Source organism: Mesorhizobium sp. WSM4935 (assembly GCF_029625735.1).
In the GTDB taxonomy this organism is placed as follows: Bacteria; Pseudomonadota; Alphaproteobacteria; order Rhizobiales; family Rhizobiaceae; genus Mesorhizobium.
Genome location: NZ_JARTVR010000006.1, coordinates 78,811 through 95,527 on the forward strand (window position 1 = coordinate 78,811; position 16,717 = coordinate 95,527).

At 64.7% G+C, this 16,717-nt stretch carries 19 protein-coding genes; 11 read left to right on the forward strand and 8 right to left on the reverse strand.

Annotation, left to right across the window (positions count from 1 at the left end; genetic code table 11):
- Nucleotides 1-381: 381 nt before the first annotated feature.
- The 3 genes from P9273_RS16355 to P9273_RS16365 are packed head-to-tail and all read left to right on the forward strand — an operon-like array spanning nucleotide 382 to nucleotide 3,834.
- Nucleotides 382-1,080: a response regulator transcription factor gene (locus P9273_RS16355; protein ID WP_278049848.1), complete on the forward strand. Its 699-nt coding sequence runs from the start codon at nucleotides 382-384 to the stop codon at nucleotides 1,078-1,080.
- A gap of 59 nt (nucleotides 1,081-1,139) precedes the next feature.
- A complete protein-coding gene (locus P9273_RS16360) occupies nucleotides 1,140-2,639 on the forward strand; it encodes a HAMP domain-containing sensor histidine kinase (RefSeq protein WP_442920232.1) in 1,500 nt (499 codons plus the stop codon).
- Between the two features lie 28 nt (nucleotides 2,640-2,667).
- On the forward strand, nucleotides 2,668-3,834 hold the full coding sequence (locus P9273_RS16365) for an NAD(P)/FAD-dependent oxidoreductase (protein ID WP_278049850.1): 1,167 nt from the start codon (nucleotides 2,668-2,670) through the stop codon (nucleotides 3,832-3,834).
- Here P9273_RS16365 and P9273_RS16370 read toward each other — a convergent pair.
- The 5 genes from P9273_RS16370 to P9273_RS16390 all read right to left on the reverse strand — a co-directional run bounded on the left by P9273_RS16370 (nucleotide 3,753) and on the right by P9273_RS16390 (nucleotide 6,425).
- Nucleotides 3,753-4,562 carry a DUF72 domain-containing protein gene (locus tag P9273_RS16370; RefSeq protein WP_278049851.1) on the reverse strand — a complete coding sequence of 270 codons (810 nt, stop codon included), beginning with the start codon at nucleotides 4,560-4,562 and terminating at the stop codon, nucleotides 3,753-3,755. The genes P9273_RS16365 and P9273_RS16370 overlap by 82 nt on opposite strands.
- 42 nt (nucleotides 4,563-4,604) lie before the next feature.
- Nucleotides 4,605-5,090 (reverse strand): SRPBCC family protein, encoded by a 486-nt coding sequence (locus P9273_RS16375; RefSeq protein WP_278049852.1) that lies wholly within the window; start codon nucleotides 5,088-5,090, stop codon nucleotides 4,605-4,607.
- 44 nt (nucleotides 5,091-5,134) lie between these two features.
- On the reverse strand, nucleotides 5,135-5,584 hold the full coding sequence (locus P9273_RS16380) for an SRPBCC family protein (RefSeq protein WP_278049853.1): 450 nt from the start codon (nucleotides 5,582-5,584) through the stop codon (nucleotides 5,135-5,137).
- On the reverse strand, nucleotides 5,581-5,901 hold the full coding sequence (locus P9273_RS16385) for an ArsR/SmtB family transcription factor (protein WP_041000476.1): 321 nt from the start codon (nucleotides 5,899-5,901) through the stop codon (nucleotides 5,581-5,583). Before P9273_RS16385 ends, P9273_RS16380 begins: the two co-directional genes overlap by 4 nt.
- Before the next feature lie 98 nt (nucleotides 5,902-5,999).
- A complete protein-coding gene (locus tag P9273_RS16390) occupies nucleotides 6,000-6,425 on the reverse strand; it encodes a GNAT family N-acetyltransferase (RefSeq protein WP_278049854.1) in 426 nt (141 codons plus the stop codon).
- Between the two features lie 186 nt (nucleotides 6,426-6,611).
- On the opposite strand from P9273_RS16390, the gene leuD reads away from it, so the two are divergent.
- From leuD to P9273_RS16420, 6 genes are all read left to right on the forward strand, one after another.
- Entirely contained in the window at nucleotides 6,612-7,217 is a 606-nt protein-coding gene (leuD, locus tag P9273_RS16395) for a 3-isopropylmalate dehydratase small subunit (protein WP_041000473.1), read from the forward strand.
- Nucleotides 7,218-7,283: 66 nt separating this feature from the next.
- Nucleotides 7,284-8,216 (forward strand): hypothetical protein, encoded by a 933-nt coding sequence (locus P9273_RS16400; RefSeq protein ID WP_278049855.1) that lies wholly within the window; start codon nucleotides 7,284-7,286, stop codon nucleotides 8,214-8,216.
- Nucleotides 8,217-8,549: 333 nt separating this feature from the next.
- On the forward strand, nucleotides 8,550-8,936 hold the full coding sequence (locus P9273_RS16405) for a RidA family protein (protein WP_278049856.1): 387 nt from the start codon (nucleotides 8,550-8,552) through the stop codon (nucleotides 8,934-8,936).
- A gap of 48 nt (nucleotides 8,937-8,984) precedes the next feature.
- Nucleotides 8,985-9,335: a VOC family protein gene (locus tag P9273_RS16410; RefSeq protein WP_278050014.1), complete on the forward strand. Its 351-nt coding sequence runs from the start codon at nucleotides 8,985-8,987 to the stop codon at nucleotides 9,333-9,335.
- Between the two features lie 385 nt (nucleotides 9,336-9,720).
- Nucleotides 9,721-10,824, forward strand: a complete 1,104-nt coding sequence (gene leuB, locus P9273_RS16415) for a 3-isopropylmalate dehydrogenase (protein WP_278049857.1) — start codon at nucleotides 9,721-9,723, stop codon at nucleotides 10,822-10,824.
- Nucleotides 10,825-10,828: 4 nt separating this feature from the next.
- Nucleotides 10,829-11,326 (forward strand): GNAT family N-acetyltransferase, encoded by a 498-nt coding sequence (locus P9273_RS16420; protein WP_278049858.1) that lies wholly within the window; start codon nucleotides 10,829-10,831, stop codon nucleotides 11,324-11,326.
- On the opposite strand, the gene P9273_RS16425 is transcribed toward P9273_RS16420, so the two are convergent.
- Together P9273_RS16425 and P9273_RS16430 are read right to left on the reverse strand one after the other, a co-directional pair.
- Nucleotides 11,316-11,972 (reverse strand): DUF805 domain-containing protein, encoded by a 657-nt coding sequence (locus P9273_RS16425; protein ID WP_278049859.1) that lies wholly within the window; start codon nucleotides 11,970-11,972, stop codon nucleotides 11,316-11,318. The genes P9273_RS16420 and P9273_RS16425 overlap by 11 nt on opposite strands.
- Before the next feature lie 142 nt (nucleotides 11,973-12,114).
- On the reverse strand, nucleotides 12,115-13,977 hold the full coding sequence (locus tag P9273_RS16430; RefSeq protein WP_278049860.1) for a DEAD/DEAH box helicase: 1,863 nt from the start codon (nucleotides 13,975-13,977) through the stop codon (nucleotides 12,115-12,117).
- Between the two features lie 641 nt (nucleotides 13,978-14,618).
- Here P9273_RS16430 and P9273_RS16435 point away from each other — a divergent pair.
- Nucleotides 14,619-15,653, forward strand: a complete 1,035-nt coding sequence (locus P9273_RS16435) for an aspartate-semialdehyde dehydrogenase (RefSeq protein ID WP_041000460.1) — start codon at nucleotides 14,619-14,621, stop codon at nucleotides 15,651-15,653.
- A gap of 236 nt (nucleotides 15,654-15,889) precedes the next feature.
- Nucleotides 15,890-16,273, forward strand: coding sequence for a GNAT family N-acetyltransferase (locus P9273_RS16440; protein ID WP_278049861.1), 384 nt, complete (start codon nucleotides 15,890-15,892; stop codon nucleotides 16,271-16,273).
- A gap of 2 nt (nucleotides 16,274-16,275) precedes the next feature.
- Here the strand turns inward: P9273_RS16440 and P9273_RS16445 are convergent, their stop codons facing one another.
- Nucleotides 16,276-16,683, reverse strand: a complete 408-nt coding sequence (locus P9273_RS16445) for an ACT domain-containing protein (protein WP_278049862.1) — start codon at nucleotides 16,681-16,683, stop codon at nucleotides 16,276-16,278.
- Between the last annotated feature and the right edge of the window lie 34 nt (nucleotides 16,684-16,717).

Consider the following 16,717-nt stretch of genomic DNA (forward strand, 5'->3'; position numbering starts at 1 on the left):
CGTCGCGCCTTTACCCCGCTGACCGGCGAGAAGGCCGCCATGCGAACACCTCACATATCCCGCTGGTCCCTGCCGCGCCGGCTCCGCGCCGAAGGCTGGTGGCTCGTCGAGCCGCAAAGGCCATGCCATGAGGCGGGTATCCTGCTTTTCGCCCCGAGGTCGCCCCACACGGTGCGAGCGGACACGCCGAGGAGGGTCCGGCGATGACGCTCTTTGCCAACCCTGCCATGGGTTCCGCGCAAGCATCCGCAAATGCCCGAGCGCCTTGCGGTTTCACGGCCTTTCCCCACACAGCTCGCGGTCGAAAAACAATTTCGCACTTTTCCTTGGAATTGCTCTAATCCTGCCGTCACCCAAGCTTACCCGCCGGGCTATTGATCGATGCCGCACAACATACTCGTCGCCGACGACGACCCGCATATCCGCGAGATCATCTGTTTCGCGCTGGAAAAGGCCGGCATGAAGACGGCCGCCGTCGCCAACGGCGCCGCCGCGCTCCAGGCGGTCGAGCGCCGCGCGCCCGATCTCATCGTGCTCGACATCGGCATGCCGGAGATGGACGGGCTGGAGGTCTGCCGCAGGCTCAGGCAAAAATCCGACGTGCCGGTGCTGTTTTTGTCCGCGCGCGACGAGGAGATCGACCGCGTGCTCGGGCTGGAGATGGGCGGCGACGATTATGTGACCAAGCCGTTCAGCCCGCGCGAGCTGGTCGCCCGCGTCAACGTCATCCTGCGGCGCGCGCGGCCAGCGCCGGTCGAAGAAGAAGCCGACGACCGTCAATTCGCGCATGGCAAGCTCATGCTCGTCCCGGCAAGCCATGAAGCGAGCTTCGACGGCAAGCCGCTCACCTTGACGGCGATCGAATTCGCCATCCTGAAAGGCTTCCTCTCCCGCCCGCAGCATGTGCTTGGCCGCGACGCGGTGATGGCCAATGCCTATGCCTCGAACATCCATGTCTCGGAACGCACGGTCGACAGCCATATCCGCAACGTGCGGGCCAAGCTGGCGGCGGTCGGCTGTATCGATGCGATCGCGACGGTGCATGGCGTCGGCTTCCGGCTCGGCCGATGCGGTGGTTGAGCAAGGAAAGATGGCGGCCGCGACTCGCCACCGTCGTCATCGTCATCCTGGTTATGGTGATGGCGCTGCCGCTGGTCGGGCTGTTCTTCTTCCGGCTCTATGAGAACCAGCTGATCCGCCAGACGGAGGGCGAGCTCATCGCTCAAGGGGCGGTCGTCGCGGCCATCTACGCCCAGGAGGTGCGCGCCGCAGGCATTCCCCAGGAAAGGCTGGGCTCGCCGATCTCGGCCGATCCGGCGAGGGACAACAACTATCCCTATGATCCGATCGAGCCCAGGCTCGACCTTGCCTCCGACGATGTCATGCCGATGCGCCCTGCGGCGCTTCCCGCCACCCCCGCCCCCGCCTTCGCGGCTATCGGCGCCCGGCTCGACGGCATTCTCGACGAAACGCAGAAAACGACGCTTGCCGGCTTCCGCCTGCTCGACCCACACGGCGTGGTGATTGCCGGCGGCGACGAGATCGGCCGGTCGCTCGGCAATGTCGAGGAGGTGCGGACCGCGCTTTCAGGCCTCTATGCCAGTGAACTCCGCCTGAGGATCCCCGACCAGCCGGCGCCGCCGCTCTATTCGGTCAGCCGCGGCACCAGGGTGCGCGTCTTCGTCGCCATGCCGGTCGAGCTCGACGGCCGGGTCGCGGGCGTCGTCTATCTGTCGCGGACGCCGAACAACATCGTCAAGCACCTCTATGGCGAACGGGGCAAGGTGACGTTGGCGGCGATCACGATCGTCGGCGGCACGCTCTTGATCGCGCTGGTGTTCATCCGCACCGTCAGCCGGCCGATCTATGCGCTGATCGAGCGGACGAAGCGGATCGCCGCCGGCGATCGCGACGCGATCAGGCCGCTCGCCCATCACGGCACGCGCGAGATGGCGGCGCTGTCGACGGCTTTCCTCGACATGGCGCAAAAACTGCAGGCGCGCTCCGACAGCATCCAGACCTTCGCCACCCATGTCTCGCATGAGCTGAAATCGCCGCTCACCGCAATCCAGGGCGCGGCCGAGCTGCTGCGGGATTCCGGCGGCGCGATGGACGAGGCCGAGCGCAAGCGTTTCTCCAACAACATCGTCACCGATGCGGGACGGCTCAATCTCCTGGTGCGACGGCTGCTCGACCTGGCGCGCGCGGAAAATCTGGAACCGAGCGGCGAAAGCACGACGCTTCACGCGGCATTGGCATCCTTGCCGATCGACACAAGGCTGGAAGCGCGGCTTGAAGGCGGCGGCGATATCAGGCTCGGCATCTCGGCCGAGAATCTCGGCATCGTGCTTGCCAACCTCATCGATAATTCGGCGAGGCACGGCGCCCGGCAGGTGGCGATCCACGCCTCGGCCGATGGCGAGCGCGCGTCGGTTCAGGTCGGCGACGACGGTGACGGCATCTCGGCCGCCAACCGCGCCAGGATCTTCGAGCCGTTCTTCACCACGCGGCGCGAGTCCGGCGGCACCGGCATGGGGCTCGGCATCGTGCTGGCCCTCCTGAAAGCGCATGATGGCACGATCAGGCTGGTTGACTCCGAGCGCGGCACGCGCTTCGAGATCGATCTGCCGGTTGCGTGAACGCGCGACCCGCCCAATTGGAGAAAAAATGCGCTACGACATCGTCATCATAGGCGGAGCCATCGTCGGGTCCTCGGTCGCCTACTATTTGCGCGAGGAAGGCTTTACCGGCTCCGTCGCGCTGATCGAGCGCGATCCGCAGTTTTCCCACGCGGCGACGACCTTGTCCCTCGCCTCGATCCGCCAGCAATTCTCGATCCCGGAAAACATCCGCCTGTCGCAGTTCACGCTGAAACTGTTCCGCCGGCTGAAGGAGACGTTCGGCGCCGATGCCGATATCGGCTTTCGCGAGGGCGGTTATCTGATCCTCGCCGGCGAGGCTGGCATGCCGATCCTCAAGGCCAATCACGAGACGCAGGTCGCCGAGGGCGCCGATATCCTGCTCGAGGACGCCGGGCAATTGGCGCGCCGCTTCCCATGGCTGTCGGTCGAAGATGTTTCCGCAGGCGCCTTTGGCCGCAGCGGCGAAGGCTGGTTCGACGCGCATGCGCTGCTGACGCTGTTCCGCAAGGCGCTGCGCGACAAGAAGATCGATTTCATCACGGCTTCCGCCGCCGGCATCAAACGCGAGGGTAACCGCGTCACCGGTGTGTCGCTCGACAATGGCGAGACGCTCGAAGCGGGTATCATCGTCAACGCCGCCGGGCCGAACGCCGGCAAGGTGGCGGCTTTTGCCGGGCTCAAGCTGCCGGTCGAGCCGCGCAAGCGCAACGTCTTCGTCTTCGAGGCGCGCGAGAAATATGCCGACATGCCGCTCTTGGTCGACCCATCGGGCATCTATGTGCGGCCGGAGGGCTCGGTCTACCTCACCGGCGGCGCCGAGCCGGAGGAAGGCGATGTCGCGCCCGACCCGACGGATTTCGATGTCAACTGGCCGCTGTTCGAAGAGGTGATCTGGCCGACCTTGGCCACCCGCATCCCGGCCTTCGAGGCAATCAAGCCGACGCGCGCCTGGGTCGGGCATTACGATTACAACACGCTCGACCAGAACGCGGTGATCGGGCCGCATCCGGAGGTCGAGAACTTCCTGTTCGCCAACGGCTTCTCCGGCCACGGCCTGCAGCAGGCGCCGGCGGTAGGTAAATCGCTCGCCGAGCTCATCGTGCATGGCGGCTACCGCACGGTGGACTGTACGGCGTTCGGATATCGTCGTGTGGCAGAAGGAAGGGCGTTCCGGGAGTTGAACGTCATCTGACGCATAATCGCATCGACCGACAACGCGTTGCCGAGCGCATGCCCGCGCCCCGTATTGTCGAAAATGCACCACACCTCAGTGGCGGACGCGCCCGCGTTGGCGAGTTGGGCACTGATCTCCAACAGCCGGCCGGCCTCATAGTCTGAAAAATAGACATGCGGCGCGCCATGAAAGCGGAAATAGGCGAGCTCATGCCAGCCGCCGGGCGCGGAAGCGGCGGAAACTGGGGCGGGGTCGGCCGCCACGCGCCCGACACGGAGGCGGCTCAGCAAAGCATCCGCTCCCGGCTCGAACCAACTGGCGTGACGCGGTTCGCAGACCAAGCGGCAGTCGGTCTCATCGCGGAACGAGGCGAAGAACTTTCTGGCTATTTGCCTGTCGAATTGCAGGCTGGGCGGCAGTTGGACCAGGAGGGCGGACAGCTTTTCACCGAGACCTCTGACCTCACCTATGAATGCATCCAGAATATCCTGGCAATCTTCCAGGCGGCGCTCATGGGTCGCGGCTTTGGGGATTTTAACAGAGAACCGAAAATGATCCGGGACCGAGCGCGCCCAGCGCTCATATGTTCCGCGCTGATGCGGTTTGTAGAACGAGGAGTTGATCTCCACAACAGGAAGACGCGAAGCGTAACGCTGCAATTGCGAGCCTGTCGCCGGAACAGAGGACCTGTGGGCTGCCGGTATGGTCCACCCGGCCGTTCCGATAAAAGGTTTGTTTTCGGCCATGTCCACAATCTGGACAGGCGCGCCTGCAGGTCAAGGCGGAGCTCAGGCAGCGAGGCGGCAGCCCAGATGTGCCTGTAGCCAGCCGAGCACGCGCGCCCAGCCTTCGGCGTGCTCCGCCGCGGCGTCCGGGAAGCCGGCGAATCCGCCGTGGCAGATGATGAGCCGCGTACCGTCGTCGATCGGCTCAAGCAGGTAAGCGACCGTGGTTTCATGACGGCCGAGCGTCGGATGGCCCCAGTCGTAGCGCCGCGTCTGCACGATGCGGCGCGGCGTTTCGATTTCGAGGAATTTTCCGCTGGCGGGCAGGCGCCTGCCGTCGGCGGTCCGCACCATGACGCGCCAGCTTCCGCCGGCGCGGAGATCGGCCGCCCAACCGGTCATGCAGTAGGTTTCTGGCGAACCCCACCAGCGTTCGACCTCCTTGGTGACGAGTGCCGCTATCACCTCGTCCGGCGAGGCGGGAAGCTCCGCCGACGCCATGACCGTGTCGGCATTCGCCATGGCTTGCGGCGAGGACAAGTGAAGCATCTAATCAACCTTTGCCAGAAATCGTCTCGCATCCGAAACGAAAGTCAACCCTTTGACGGCGGGCGCTCGAAACCCCTGCCGGTTTCGAGCAGGCTCTTCAAACTCGCCAGCACCAGCGGCCAGCCCTTGGAGACGTTCGGGATCAGCCTGTGCGGGCCGTCGGCCTCGTGGATGACGGCGAGCTTCATCAATTCGCCCTCCGGCTCAATGGTGAAGGTACAGCGGGTGTAGCCGTCCTCCTTCACCTCGGGCAGCCATTCGTTGCGCCATTTGATGACGAGGCGTTTCGGCGGGTCGATCTCGAGGATCTCGCCCGAGTCGGCGACGCGCCCGTCGGGGAAGACCAGCTTCCAGCTCGAGCCGACCTTCCAGTCGCTCTCCTGGTAGGAGCAGAGGAAGAACTGCCGGTTGAATTCCGGATCGGTCAGCGCTTGCCAAAGCTTCTCGGGCGTCGTGCGGATATAGGTGACATAGACAAAGCTGTTCTCGCTCACGGCTCTTCCCTTTCAAGGCGTTGCTTCAGGTCGCTCAATGCACTGAGCCGATGGCGCTCGAACTTACCGATCCAGCGCTCGGCGATCTCGTTGATCGGGACGGGGTTGAGATAGTGCTCCTTCTCGCGGCCCCGGCGCATGGTGGTGACGAGATTCGCCTCCTCGAGGATCGCCAAGTGCTTGGTCACCGCCTGGCGGGTCATCTCCATGTGCTCGCAGAGCGCGTTCAGCGTCTGCCCGTTCCGGGCATAGAGGCTGTCCAGCAATTGCCGGCGGGTCGGGTCGGCCAAAGCGCGAAAGACGGCATCCATGCTCATGACTTTAATATGCAACCATTTGGTTGCGTGTCAAGCGATGAGGCGGAAAAAGATTTGGCCCGCTGGCGCGGAACGGCGCGATTAAACCGCGGAGGCGGTCAGAGCTTGCGGGAGAACCAGAAGGCGTCGGGCATGCGCGTCATGCCGATGCGCTCGTAAAAGCCGATGGCGTCGGGCATCGAGATCAGGCTGATGGCGACCGAAGGGCCGAGCCGGCGCTGCGCCTCGTCCATCAGGCCCTTGCCGACGCCCAGCCTTTGCGCGGCCTTCGAGACGGCGAGCTCGGAGATATAGCAGACCCAGGAGAAGTCGGTGACGCCGCGCGCGACGCCGACAAGAGGCTCGCCCTCGATGTCAAGGCGCGCCGTCAGCACCAGGCTGGCATTGCCGAGCATCGCCCTCAGGCGGGCTTCGTCATCGACAGGGCGTGTTTTGCCGAGGCCCGACTCCACCAGCACGCGGCGGAATTCGGCGACATCGAGGGCGGGCTCGCTGGCGTAGAGAACTTTGGAAGGATCGGCCATGGCCGCAGACTGCACCAGCCGGCCAGGATTTCGAAGCCCTTTTTGAGCGTTCCGGCTCCGGTTCCGCGCGCCCTGCCGCCATTGGCCCAGGGCAGCGCACGAACAGTTGCCTTTCATTTGCCGCCGGCTTTGTGTAAACCGTCCGGCAAATTCCCCGCAAGCCAAGAAGAAGACGCGCAGGTATCCATGGATAAATTCACCAAGCTCACCGGCGTCGCCGCGCCCATGCCGATCGTCAATGTCGACACCGACATGATCATCCCGAAGGATTATCTCAAGACGATCAAGCGCACCGGTCTCGGCACCGGCCTGTTCGCCGAGATGCGCTACAATGAGGACGGCTCGGAGAACCCGGATTTCGTGCTCAACAAGCCGGCCTACCGCAAGGCTCAGATCCTGGTCGCGGGCGACAATTTCGGCTGCGGCTCGAGCCGCGAGCATGCGCCCTGGGCGCTGCTCGATTTCGGCATACGCTGCGTGATCTCGACCTCGTTCGCCGACATCTTCTACAACAACTGCTTCAAGAACGGCATCCTGCCGATCACGGTCAGCCCGGAAGACCTCGACAAGCTGATGGACGACGCCTCGCGCGGCTCCAACGCGACGCTGTCGATCGACCTCGAGGCCAAGGAAATCCGCGGGCCGGATGGCGGCGTGGTCAAATTCGACCTCGACGACTTCAAGCGCCACTGCCTCTTGAACGGCCTCGACGATATCGGGCTCACCATGGAAAAGGCCGGCGCCATCGCATCCTTCGAGAAGAAGAATGCCGAGCTGCGCCCCTGGGCCTGAGCGATCCGAACTTATAACCTGACCATCGCAGGTCGGGTTCGTGGCGGCTGAATGGAGGGAACAGTCATGACACGTTCGCTTCTGACCGCCGGCGCCACGGTGGCTATCCTTCTCGCCACGATCGGCGCCAATGCGCAGACCACCGCGCCGGCCACGCAGACGGCACCCGCCGCGTCCGATCAGCCGGCGTCCGATCAAGGCGCGGCCGGCCAGGGCAGCGACCAGGCCGGGTCGGATGAAGACAAGCAGGCGCCGATCCCGTTCGAGGGCGGACAGCTCACCATCACGCAGCCGGAGCAGGACGGCGAGAAGGTGCTGTCCTATGACGGCAAGCAGCTTGCCAGCAATTACGACGTCTTCTTCGACAAGATCGTCAAGATCGGCGACGTCAACGTGGCGCTGGTCGATGTCGGCGACGGCGGCAACCAATGCGGCCCGGCCAAGGTCATCGTCTGGAAGAAAGACGGCCAGATCCAGGCCACCACCGTCGAGCAGGACGAATGCGGCGCGCCGCCGGCCGCGGTCTCCGACGACGCCATCTATTTCGTGCCTTATCTGCTGCCGGGCGATTCCAAGCCGGCGCTGCAATGGTCGCCCACGGAAGGGCTGACGACCTCCGGCAACCTCACCTACACGCCGGAGCCCGGCACCGGCTGGAAGGATGTCGATCCGTCGAAATACGACAACATCATCGACGCCTTTCACAACGAGGCCGTCTACAAGGCCGGACAGGCGCTGCTCGGCGACGACATGCCCGACATGGCGACCAGCCTTCTGGTCGGCGGCGGCACCGAAAAGACCGAGTCCGGCGCCTTCTACGCCACCGGCTGCGTGCCGCATGACTGCGGCGGCAATGATGGCTTCATGGCGGTCGACCCAGCCAAGCAGAAGGTCTATTTCGCCCGCCGCGGCGACAATGGCGAGCCGCAGGCCTGGCCGCCGATGAAGGACTGGCCGGACGATATCAAGAAGGCCTATGACGACGCGCAGGGAAATTAGGGCGTATCGCGACGACTATCCTTGCCTTCGTCATTCCAGGGCGGAGCGACGCGTAGCGGAGCGCAGACCCTAGAATCCATGCCATGCCCGTTGCCGTAGAGCGCGAGGGCCCAGAATTCTGCACGGTTGGCGGCGCCTTGGCGTAGCGGCATGGATTCCAGGGTCTGCGCGCGTCGCTTCGCTCCTTGCTCCGCCCTGGAATGACGAAGGGAGGGAAGCCGCAGCCAAATCTCTGAGGCCCGCGCCAGCCTTCCTGACAATGCTCCGCCGGGCTTGGCCCACGACCACACCGTCTTCTCCTGCTAGACGATGACAACCAAAGCGAGGCACCCCATGCGCAAGCTCATCTCCACCGGCTCCCCCTTCGAGAAAACCGCAGGCTATTCGCGTGCGGTGGTGCAGGGCGACTGGTGCTTCGTCTCCGGCACGACCGGCTACGACTATGCCACCATGACCATGCCCGACACGGTCGAGGCGCAGACGCGAAATTGCCTCGCCACCATCGCCAAGGCTCTTTCCGATGGCGGCTTCGACATGGCCGATGTGGTGCGGGCGCATTACTACATCACCGACCAGGCTTTCGTTGACGTGGTCTTTCCGATCCTCGGCGAGGCGTTCGGCGACATTCGCCCGGCGGCGACGATGATCGTGTGCCAGCTCAACAAGCCGGAAATGAAGATCGAGATCGAGGTGACGGCGCTGCGGCGCACGCCGTTATAGCAAATGCGGAGGGCTCCCGGGACACGCAAAGGCAAGGAGCGGCTCATGGTGAAGGTTAGGCGCATCGTCGCCAATATCGAAACACGCGACATCGCCGCGGCCAAGCGCTTTTATCAAGACGTGCTTGGACTTGATGTTCTCATGGACCAAGGCTGGATCCTCACTTGCGGCTCGGCCGAGACAATGACGGTGCAGGTGAGCTTCATGGCCGAGGGGGGATCGGGCACGCCGGTGCCGGACCTGTCGATCGAGGTCGACGATGTGGACGCGGCGCTCGATGCCATGAAGGCCGCCGGCTTCGCCATCGAATACGGCCCGGCGGAGGAGCCCTGGGGTGTGCGCCGGTTTTACGTGCGCGATCCGTTCGGCCGGCTGGTGAATATCTTGGCGCATCGCTAGGCGTGCACACATTTCCAAGGGTCTGGTCTTTGACGATGGCATGCATGGCAACTTGGCGCATGCATTGTCGAATGTAGCGCTGGTCGACCCCCACTCCGTCTCGGCTTCACCGAGCCACCTCTCCCCCGATCGACGGGGTAGAGGAAAGGCGCCAGGCCTTTTGCCGTCAACGCTCGTCCAGCAGCGCTCCCTTCCTTTCCCTCCGGAGGGGGAAAGGTGGCGCTGCGAAGCAGCGACGGATTGGGAGAACCGCGTGGCAATCAAGCCTTGGCCTGATCAGTCACGCCTGACGAACCTCGCAATGCCCAGTCGTCCTCTTGCGCCCGACCCGCTTGGCGTTTAGCAAAAGCCGCGATTTCTCCAAACTCTCATCGGACGGTTCTCCATGGCTTCGAAAAATCTCTTCCTGCTCGCCGGCGACGGCATCGGCCCCGAGGCCATGGCCGAGGTCAAGAGGCTGATCAAGGCCATGAACGACAAGCTCGGCAGCGGCTTTACCACCGACGAGGGGCTGGTCGGCGGCTGCGCTTATGATGCGCATGGCGCGGCGATCTCCGACGCGGACATGGCAAAGGCGATGGTGGCGGATGCCGTGCTGTTCGGCGCGGTCGGCGGGCCGAAATGGGATGCGGTGCCTTACGAAGTACGCCCCGAGGCCGGGCTTTTGCGCCTGCGCAAGGACATGGAGCTGTTCGCCAATCTCAGGCCCGCGATCTGCTATCCGGCGCTGGCTGCCTCTTCCTCGCTGAAGCAGGAGGTGGTCGAGGGTCTCGATATCTTGATCGTGCGCGAGCTCACCGGCGGCGTCTATTTCGGCGAGCCGAAGCAGATCATCGACCTCGGCAACGGCCAGAAGCGTGGCATCGACACCCAGGTCTACGACACGTTCGAGATCGAGCGCATCTCGGGCGTCGCCTTCGAGCTGGCGCGGACGCGCCGGAATCACGTCACCTCGATGGAAAAGCGCAACGTCATGAAGTCGGGCGTTTTGTGGAACGAAGTCGTCAGCCAGACGCACAAGGCGCGCTATTCCGACGTCAAGCTCGACCACATGTTGGCGGATGCCGGCGGCATGCAGCTGGTGCGCTGGCCGAAGCAGTTCGACGTCATCGTCACCGACAATCTGTTCGGCGATATGCTCTCCGACATCGCCGCCATGCTCACCGGCTCGATCGGCATGCTGCCGTCCGCCTCGCTCGGCGCGCCGGATGCCAAGACCAAGAAGCGCAAGGCGCTCTACGAGCCGGTGCACGGCTCGGCGCCCGACATCGCTGGCAAGGGCATCGCCAACCCGATCGCGATGATCGCCTCCTTCGCCATGTGCCTGCGCTATTCCTTCGGCATGGTCGCCGAAGCCGACAAGCTCGAAGCTGCCATCGCCGCCGTGCTCGACGACGGCCTGCGCACCAAGGACATCATGTCCGAAGGCAAGACCGAGGTTGGCACGGTTGAGATGGGCGATGCCATCATCGCCAAGTTCCTCGGCTGACCCCATGGCTGACGAGGCGGCGGTCGACGTCCGCTGGGCGACGACCCAGGATGCCGAGGCGCTCGCCACCGTGCTTTGCGCGATGGCGACACATTACCGCCAGGCGCCGCTCGATCACAGCCGGGCGGCGGCCACGGCCCGGCAGTGGCTCGGCGACGAGAGCCCGGCCTATCCGCATTTCGCCTTGGCCTTCGTGGGCGGTGAGGTGGCCGGCCTCGCCTCGGTGGCCATCGCGCACCCCGGCATCGATCTCGAAAGGCTGATGTTCCTGAAGGATCTGTTCGTGCGCGACAGCGCCCGCGACAAGGGCGTCGGCCGCGCGCTGGTCGGCTTTCTCGCCGGCTATTGCGTCAGCAAAGGCATCGGCCGCATCGATCTGACCGCCGAAGACTGGAACGAGGGCGCGTTGCGCTTCTACGACCGGCTTGGCGCCGAGCGCCACGGCCAGAAGGTCTTTCTGCGGCTGCCGAAAGCAGCGCTGAACAGAGTCGCTAGAACCTGACGCCGACCTGTGTCGGCCCCCATCGGTTCTCCCCGAACTGTGAAGGTAGAAGTCCGAAGATCAGAAACGCCACGGCTCCGAAAGCCGGGATGTAGCAAAGCAAGGCAAGCCAGCCGGTCAGCCCGATGTCGTGCAGACGCCGCACGACGACCGCGATCGACGGCAGGATTGCTGCCAGCACGAAAAGCAGGGCAGGAATGTACCCGATCGACGTCCTTGGGCCGTCATCGAAACCACTTATCGCCAGGTTGAGCAGGATGCCGAAACCGAACAGCGCGACGAGCACGATGTAGAACCACAGATAGAACGCCCAAAACTCCTTACGGCGCGCCCGGCCGGTGAAATTTCGGTAGTCGTCGCCGAGCGCACGTAGAAAATAAGCCCACAGTCCCGTGGAGCTGGCGGAATGGCGTTGGGCGATGCGGCCGCGCTGTTCCGGATTGCCGTTTGCCGGGAGCGAAGGTCGGCTCGCGGTTACGATGTCGTGTGCAGTCCCGTCGTCTGGCGTGAACTCGACCAGCAGACCTCTGGCGAGGGGCATGTCCTTTGTCAGGTCCTTGCGGCCGAAGATGTAGCGCTTGCCGTCAACGCCGTTGATGTAGCCGTAGTCGTGATCCTCGTCGTAGTGAAACACAGTGCCGCGCATTGACTCCCCCCTGCATCGCCTTCAAAGTCTACCAATAGTTGCAGAAGAACGCAATGCACGCACAGCGCTAGATCGTGACACCGGCGAGGATAAGCCCCATTTGTTCTAACTGCCGATGTCGGCGACAGCCGCGCAAGAATAGTCATACTGGCCGCTTCTTCGACTTCCTGTTTTTCACCGGCCCCGGCTTGTCGAACTTCGGCTTGCCAGGCTTCTTCACCCAAGATTTTGCCCCGCCAGCAGGCTGTTGCTCGCCCGGCGCCCGCTTCTCGAAACCGGCCGCCTTCTGGTCGAAAGGCCGCTTGCCCCGATGCGGCTTCTTCTCCGGCCTCGGCGGCTGGTAGCCGGCGCGCGACAGGTCCGGCGTGCCGTCGATCCGCCTGACCGCAATGCTGCCCTGCAGCTTGCGGTCGGGGCCGATGGCGGCGACGAACCGGTCGGCCCAGTCTGCGGCGATCTGCACGAAGGTTTCTTCCGGCTGCATCTTGATGGCGCCGATCTCGCGCTTGGACATGCCGGCGGTGCGGCACAGCATCGGGATCAGCCAGCGCGGCTCGGCATTCTGCCGGCGGCCGACCGAGAGCGAGAACCAGACGCTGTCGCCGAAATCGTCGCGGCGGCCCGATGTTTCTTCCCTACGACCAAGTGCTTCTTCCCGGCGCGCGAACTTCTCCTTCGACGGCGCAAAGGGCGCGACATCGATCAGGTCCTCGGGCGCCGACCGGCTGCCACGGCAAAGCCGCACGAAGGCGGCGGCCACCAGTTCGGCGCCATGCCGCTCCAGGAGCGCCGCGGCGAAGTCGCGCTCCTCGTCCTTCACCGGCTCGCCAAAGGATGGATCGGCCAGGATGCGCTCGTCGTCACGCCGCAACACCTCGTCGGCCGAGGGCGGGCTCGCCCAGGTCGCTGTCAGGCCGGCGTTGGCGAGCAGTCGCTCGGTGCGCCGGCGGGCATTGCCCGGCACGATCAGCGCGCTGACGCCCTTGCGCCCGGCGCGGCCGGTGCGGCCGCTGCGGTGCAGCAGCGTCTCCGGGTTGCTCGGGAGGTCGGCATGGATGACGAGATCGAGATTGGGGAGGTCGATGCCGCGCGCGGCGACGTCCGTGGCGATGCAGACCCGGGCGCGGCCGTCGCGCATCGCCTGCAGGGCATGGCTGCGCTCATTCTGGCTGAGCTCGCCGGACAGCGCCACGACCGCGAAATTTCGGTTGTTGAAGCGCGCGGTGAGATGGTTCACCGCCGCGCGGGTGTTGCAGAACACCATCGCATTGGTGGCCTCGTAATAGCGCAGCACGTTGATGATGGCGTTCTCGCGATCGCCGAGCGCGACGGAGAGCGCCCGGTACTCGATATCGAGATGCTGCTTTGCCTCGCCGCCGGCCGAGATGCGCACGGCGTCGCGCTGGTAGCTTTTGGCCAGCGTGGCGATGGCGCGCGGCACGGTGGCCGAAAACATCAGCGTGCGCCGCTCGGCGGGCGCGGCGTCGAGGATGAATTCGAGATCCTCGCGGAAACCGAGGTCGAGCATCTCGTCGGCTTCGTCGAGCACCACGGCTTTCAACGCCGACATGTCGAGTGCGCCGCGCGTGATGTGGTCGCGCAGCCGGCCAGGCGTGCCGACGACGACATGGGCGCCGCGCTCCAGCGCGCGCCGCTCTGTGCGCATGTCCATGCCGCCGACGCAGGAGGCGACCTCAGCGCCGGTCAGCGCATAGAGCCACTCCAGCTCGCGCCGCACCTGCAACGCCAGTTCGCGCGTCGGCGCCACGACCAGTCCGAGCGGCGCGCCGGCATTGGTGAAACGCTGAGCTTCGCCAAGCAGGGTCGGCGCCACGGCAAGGCCGAAGGCGACGGTCTTGCCGGATCCGGTCTGCGCCGACACCAGCGCGTCGGCTTCGCCGAGCTCCGGCCCCAGCACCGCCTTCTGCACCGGCGTCAACTCGACATAGCCGCGATCTCGCAGCGCCTGCGCCAGCGCAGGCACAATCGTTTCGAAACTGGACATTCTCTTCTTTCGGAATTCGGAGCTCAGTGCTCGTCGCGGAGCACAAGGCGGGCACCGCGCCAGCCAAAGGATATTTGCGGCGTTCCTACTTCCTGCGGCCGTCATTGTACAGGGCAAGCGGCACCGCCAGGGCCGCTACTGCGTTGGCGATTGGCGAAACCGCTTGCGAGAGCGCCCCTGTCCCCGTCACTATACGGGGAGAGGATGCCGGCAGGCAGGTGAGGGGCAGCGCCGGCGATCATAGGTTCGTTGATAGAGCGAACAATCGCAGGTTCGCGCCGCCCCTCATCCGCCCTTCGGGCACCTTCTCCCCGTATAGAGACGGGGAGAAGGAGAGGGTCGCTGCCAATTGACTCTTCTGCCAAAGCGCGTAAAAGCCGGCAGCGAACGGGATCGTCTTCGATGCGCGGCCTTTTGATGGCTCTTCTTGCATTCGATGCCCCCAGCCACGATGCGGCGCATCGGGCGGGGCGGTTCGACGCGTCCGTCCGTTCCAGCAAAACTACGGCCAAAACCACCACCAAAACGGTGTGATTCCCTTGGCCTAACCACCCTCTCCCGGGTACGGCCGGGGGACGAAACCCGCATGAGGCCAGCGGGTTTTCTCCAACAAGCAAGCGGAGAGGGACAGGAGATATCAGATGAGTTTCAAGGTTGCGGTAGTCGGCGCCACGGGCAATGTGGGCCGCGAAATGCTCAATATTCTGGACGAGCGCGGCTTCCCGGTGAGCGAGGTCGTGGCACTGGCCTCGCGGCGCAGCCAGGGCACCGAAGTGTCCTTCGGCGACCGCACGCTGAAGGTCAAGGCACTCGACACCTATGATTTTTCCGACACCGACCTCTGCGTGATGTCGGCCGGCGGCAACGTCTCCAAGGAATGGTCGCCCAAGATCGGCAAGCAGGGCTGCGTCGTCATCGATAATTCGTCGGCCTTCCGCTACGATCCGGACGTGCCGCTGATCGTGCCGGAGGTGAACCCGGACGCGGTCTCCCTGTTCTCGCGCAAGAACATCATAGCCAACCCGAACTGTTCGACCGCGCAGCTGGTCGTGGCGCTGAAGCCGCTGCATGACGTCGCCACCATCAAGCGCGTCGTCGTCGCCACCTATCAGTCGGTGTCGGGTGCCGGCAAGGAAGGCATGGACGAGCTCTTCACCCAGACCCGCGCGGTGTTCGTCGCCGACCAGGTCGACGTCAAGAAGTTCACCAAGCGCATCGCCTTCAACGTCATTCCGCATATCGACGTCTTCCTCGACGACGGCTTCACCAAGGAAGAGTGGAAGATGGTCGCCGAGACCAAGAAGATGCTCGACCCCAAGATCAAGCTGACGGCGACCTGCGTGCGCGTGCCGGTGTTCATCGGTCATTCGGAAGCGGTCAACATCGAGTTCGAGAAGCCGATCACGGCCGACGAGGCGCGCGAGATCCTGCGCGAGGCGCCCGGATGCCAGGTGCTCGATAAGCGCGAGAATGGCGGCTACATCACCCCGCTCGAATCGGCCGGCGAGGACGCCACCTTCATCTCGCGCATCCGCGAGGATTCCACCGTCGACAACGGGCTGTCGATGTGGGTCGTTTCCGACAATCTGCGCAAGGGCGCGGCGCTGAACGCCGTGCAGATCGCCGAGCTTTTGGTCGAGCGCGGCCTGATCCAGCCGAAGAAGAAGGCGGCTTAGTTCTCGCTCACGGGCCGTATCGCCGCTTCGCGGCTGGCCCTCCGCGGGGGCGCCGGACGACCGGCGGCCCCGCGGTCGCGGGCTCGGCCTTTGGCCGAGTCGCCTTTCCCTTCTCCCCGTTCAACGGGGAGAAGGTGCCCGAAGGGCGGATGAGGGGCAGCGCCAGCATGTCCAGTTTTCCTGAAGTCTTGCTACGCCCGGCCAGAAGTTCCGACGCGGCTGCCATCGCGACCATAATGCGCGCGTCGCTCGATGCCTTCGCCTGGATGCCCGTCCTGCATACGCCGGAGGAAGACCTGTTCTTCATCCGCGACATCCTGCTGCCCAATCAGCAGGTCACGGTTGCCGAAAACGACGGCCGCATCGTCGGCTTCGTTGCCGTCAATGGCGATTGGGTCGAGCAGCTCTATCTCGATCCGGCCTGGTCAGGACAAGGCATCGGCAGCCGGCTGCTCGCCCAGGCCATCGCCGGCATGTCTCTGGTCAAGCTTCACTGCTTCCAGGCCAACACCGGCGCGCGACGGTTCTACGAACGCCATGGTTTTCGCGCCGAAGCCTTCGGCGACGGCTCGACCAATGAGGAAGGCCTGCCGGATGTTCTTTACGTGCTCAGGCGCTGAAGTCAGCCACCGTTTTCCGCCGCCAGCTGCTGCAGGATGCCGAGCACTTCCTCCGCCCGCTCGGCCGGCACGAACAGATGGTCGTGGTAGAAGGCCGAGACCGGATTGACGCCCATGCCGGCCGCCGCGAGCCGCTTGGTGATGGCGGCGAGGAAGCCGACGGCTTCCAGCGAGGAGTGGATGTCGAGCGTGATCATCCGGCAGCGGAACGTGCCGGCGAGGCCGGCCGCCTTCGCCTGGCTTTCGGCCAGGATCAGCGTCGTGCCCTCGCGCTCGACGAAGCGCATGACCGGCTCTACGCCCTTCGGCAAGGCTGCGCCGGGCGGCAAGGTCGCGAAGACATAGACTTCCGGGCAAAGCAGCGGCGTCATCGATGCCAGCAGCTTTTGCAGGTCCGTCTCGCCGCTCATGTCTCCTCCCCTTCGCGTGATGTTCCGCGACGTT

What these genes read in the sequence shown, in the direction of transcription:
- P9273_RS16355 (WP_278049848.1), top strand. Translation starts at nt 382, where the DNA reads ATGCCGCACAACATACTCGTCGCCGACGACGACCCGCATATCCGCGAG.
- P9273_RS16360 (WP_442920232.1), top strand. Translation starts at nt 1,140, where the DNA reads ATGGCGCTGCCGCTGGTCGGGCTGTTCTTCTTCCGGCTCTATGAGAAC.
- P9273_RS16365 (WP_278049850.1), top strand. Translation starts at nt 2,668, where the DNA reads ATGCGCTACGACATCGTCATCATAGGCGGAGCCATCGTCGGGTCCTCG.
- P9273_RS16370 (WP_278049851.1), bottom strand. Translation starts at nt 4,562, where the DNA reads ATGGCCGAAAACAAACCTTTTATCGGAACGGCCGGGTGGACCATACCG.
- P9273_RS16375 (WP_278049852.1), bottom strand. Translation starts at nt 5,090, where the DNA reads ATGCTTCACTTGTCCTCGCCGCAAGCCATGGCGAATGCCGACACGGTC.
- P9273_RS16385 (WP_041000476.1), bottom strand. Translation starts at nt 5,901, where the DNA reads ATGAGCATGGATGCCGTCTTTCGCGCTTTGGCCGACCCGACCCGCCGG.
- P9273_RS16390 (WP_278049854.1), bottom strand. Translation starts at nt 6,425, where the DNA reads ATGGCCGATCCTTCCAAAGTTCTCTACGCCAGCGAGCCCGCCCTCGAT.
- leuD (WP_041000473.1), top strand. Translation starts at nt 6,612, where the DNA reads ATGGATAAATTCACCAAGCTCACCGGCGTCGCCGCGCCCATGCCGATC.
- P9273_RS16400 (WP_278049855.1), top strand. Translation starts at nt 7,284, where the DNA reads ATGACACGTTCGCTTCTGACCGCCGGCGCCACGGTGGCTATCCTTCTC.
- P9273_RS16405 (WP_278049856.1), top strand. Translation starts at nt 8,550, where the DNA reads ATGCGCAAGCTCATCTCCACCGGCTCCCCCTTCGAGAAAACCGCAGGC.
- leuB (WP_278049857.1), top strand. Translation starts at nt 9,721, where the DNA reads ATGGCTTCGAAAAATCTCTTCCTGCTCGCCGGCGACGGCATCGGCCCC.
- P9273_RS16420 (WP_278049858.1), top strand. Translation starts at nt 10,829, where the DNA reads ATGGCTGACGAGGCGGCGGTCGACGTCCGCTGGGCGACGACCCAGGAT.
- P9273_RS16425 (WP_278049859.1), bottom strand. Translation starts at nt 11,972, where the DNA reads ATGCGCGGCACTGTGTTTCACTACGACGAGGATCACGACTACGGCTAC.
- P9273_RS16430 (WP_278049860.1), bottom strand. Translation starts at nt 13,977, where the DNA reads ATGTCCAGTTTCGAAACGATTGTGCCTGCGCTGGCGCAGGCGCTGCGA.
- P9273_RS16435 (WP_041000460.1), top strand. Translation starts at nt 14,619, where the DNA reads ATGAGTTTCAAGGTTGCGGTAGTCGGCGCCACGGGCAATGTGGGCCGC.
- P9273_RS16440 (WP_278049861.1), top strand. Translation starts at nt 15,890, where the DNA reads ATGCGCGCGTCGCTCGATGCCTTCGCCTGGATGCCCGTCCTGCATACG.
- P9273_RS16445 (WP_278049862.1), bottom strand. Translation starts at nt 16,683, where the DNA reads ATGAGCGGCGAGACGGACCTGCAAAAGCTGCTGGCATCGATGACGCCG.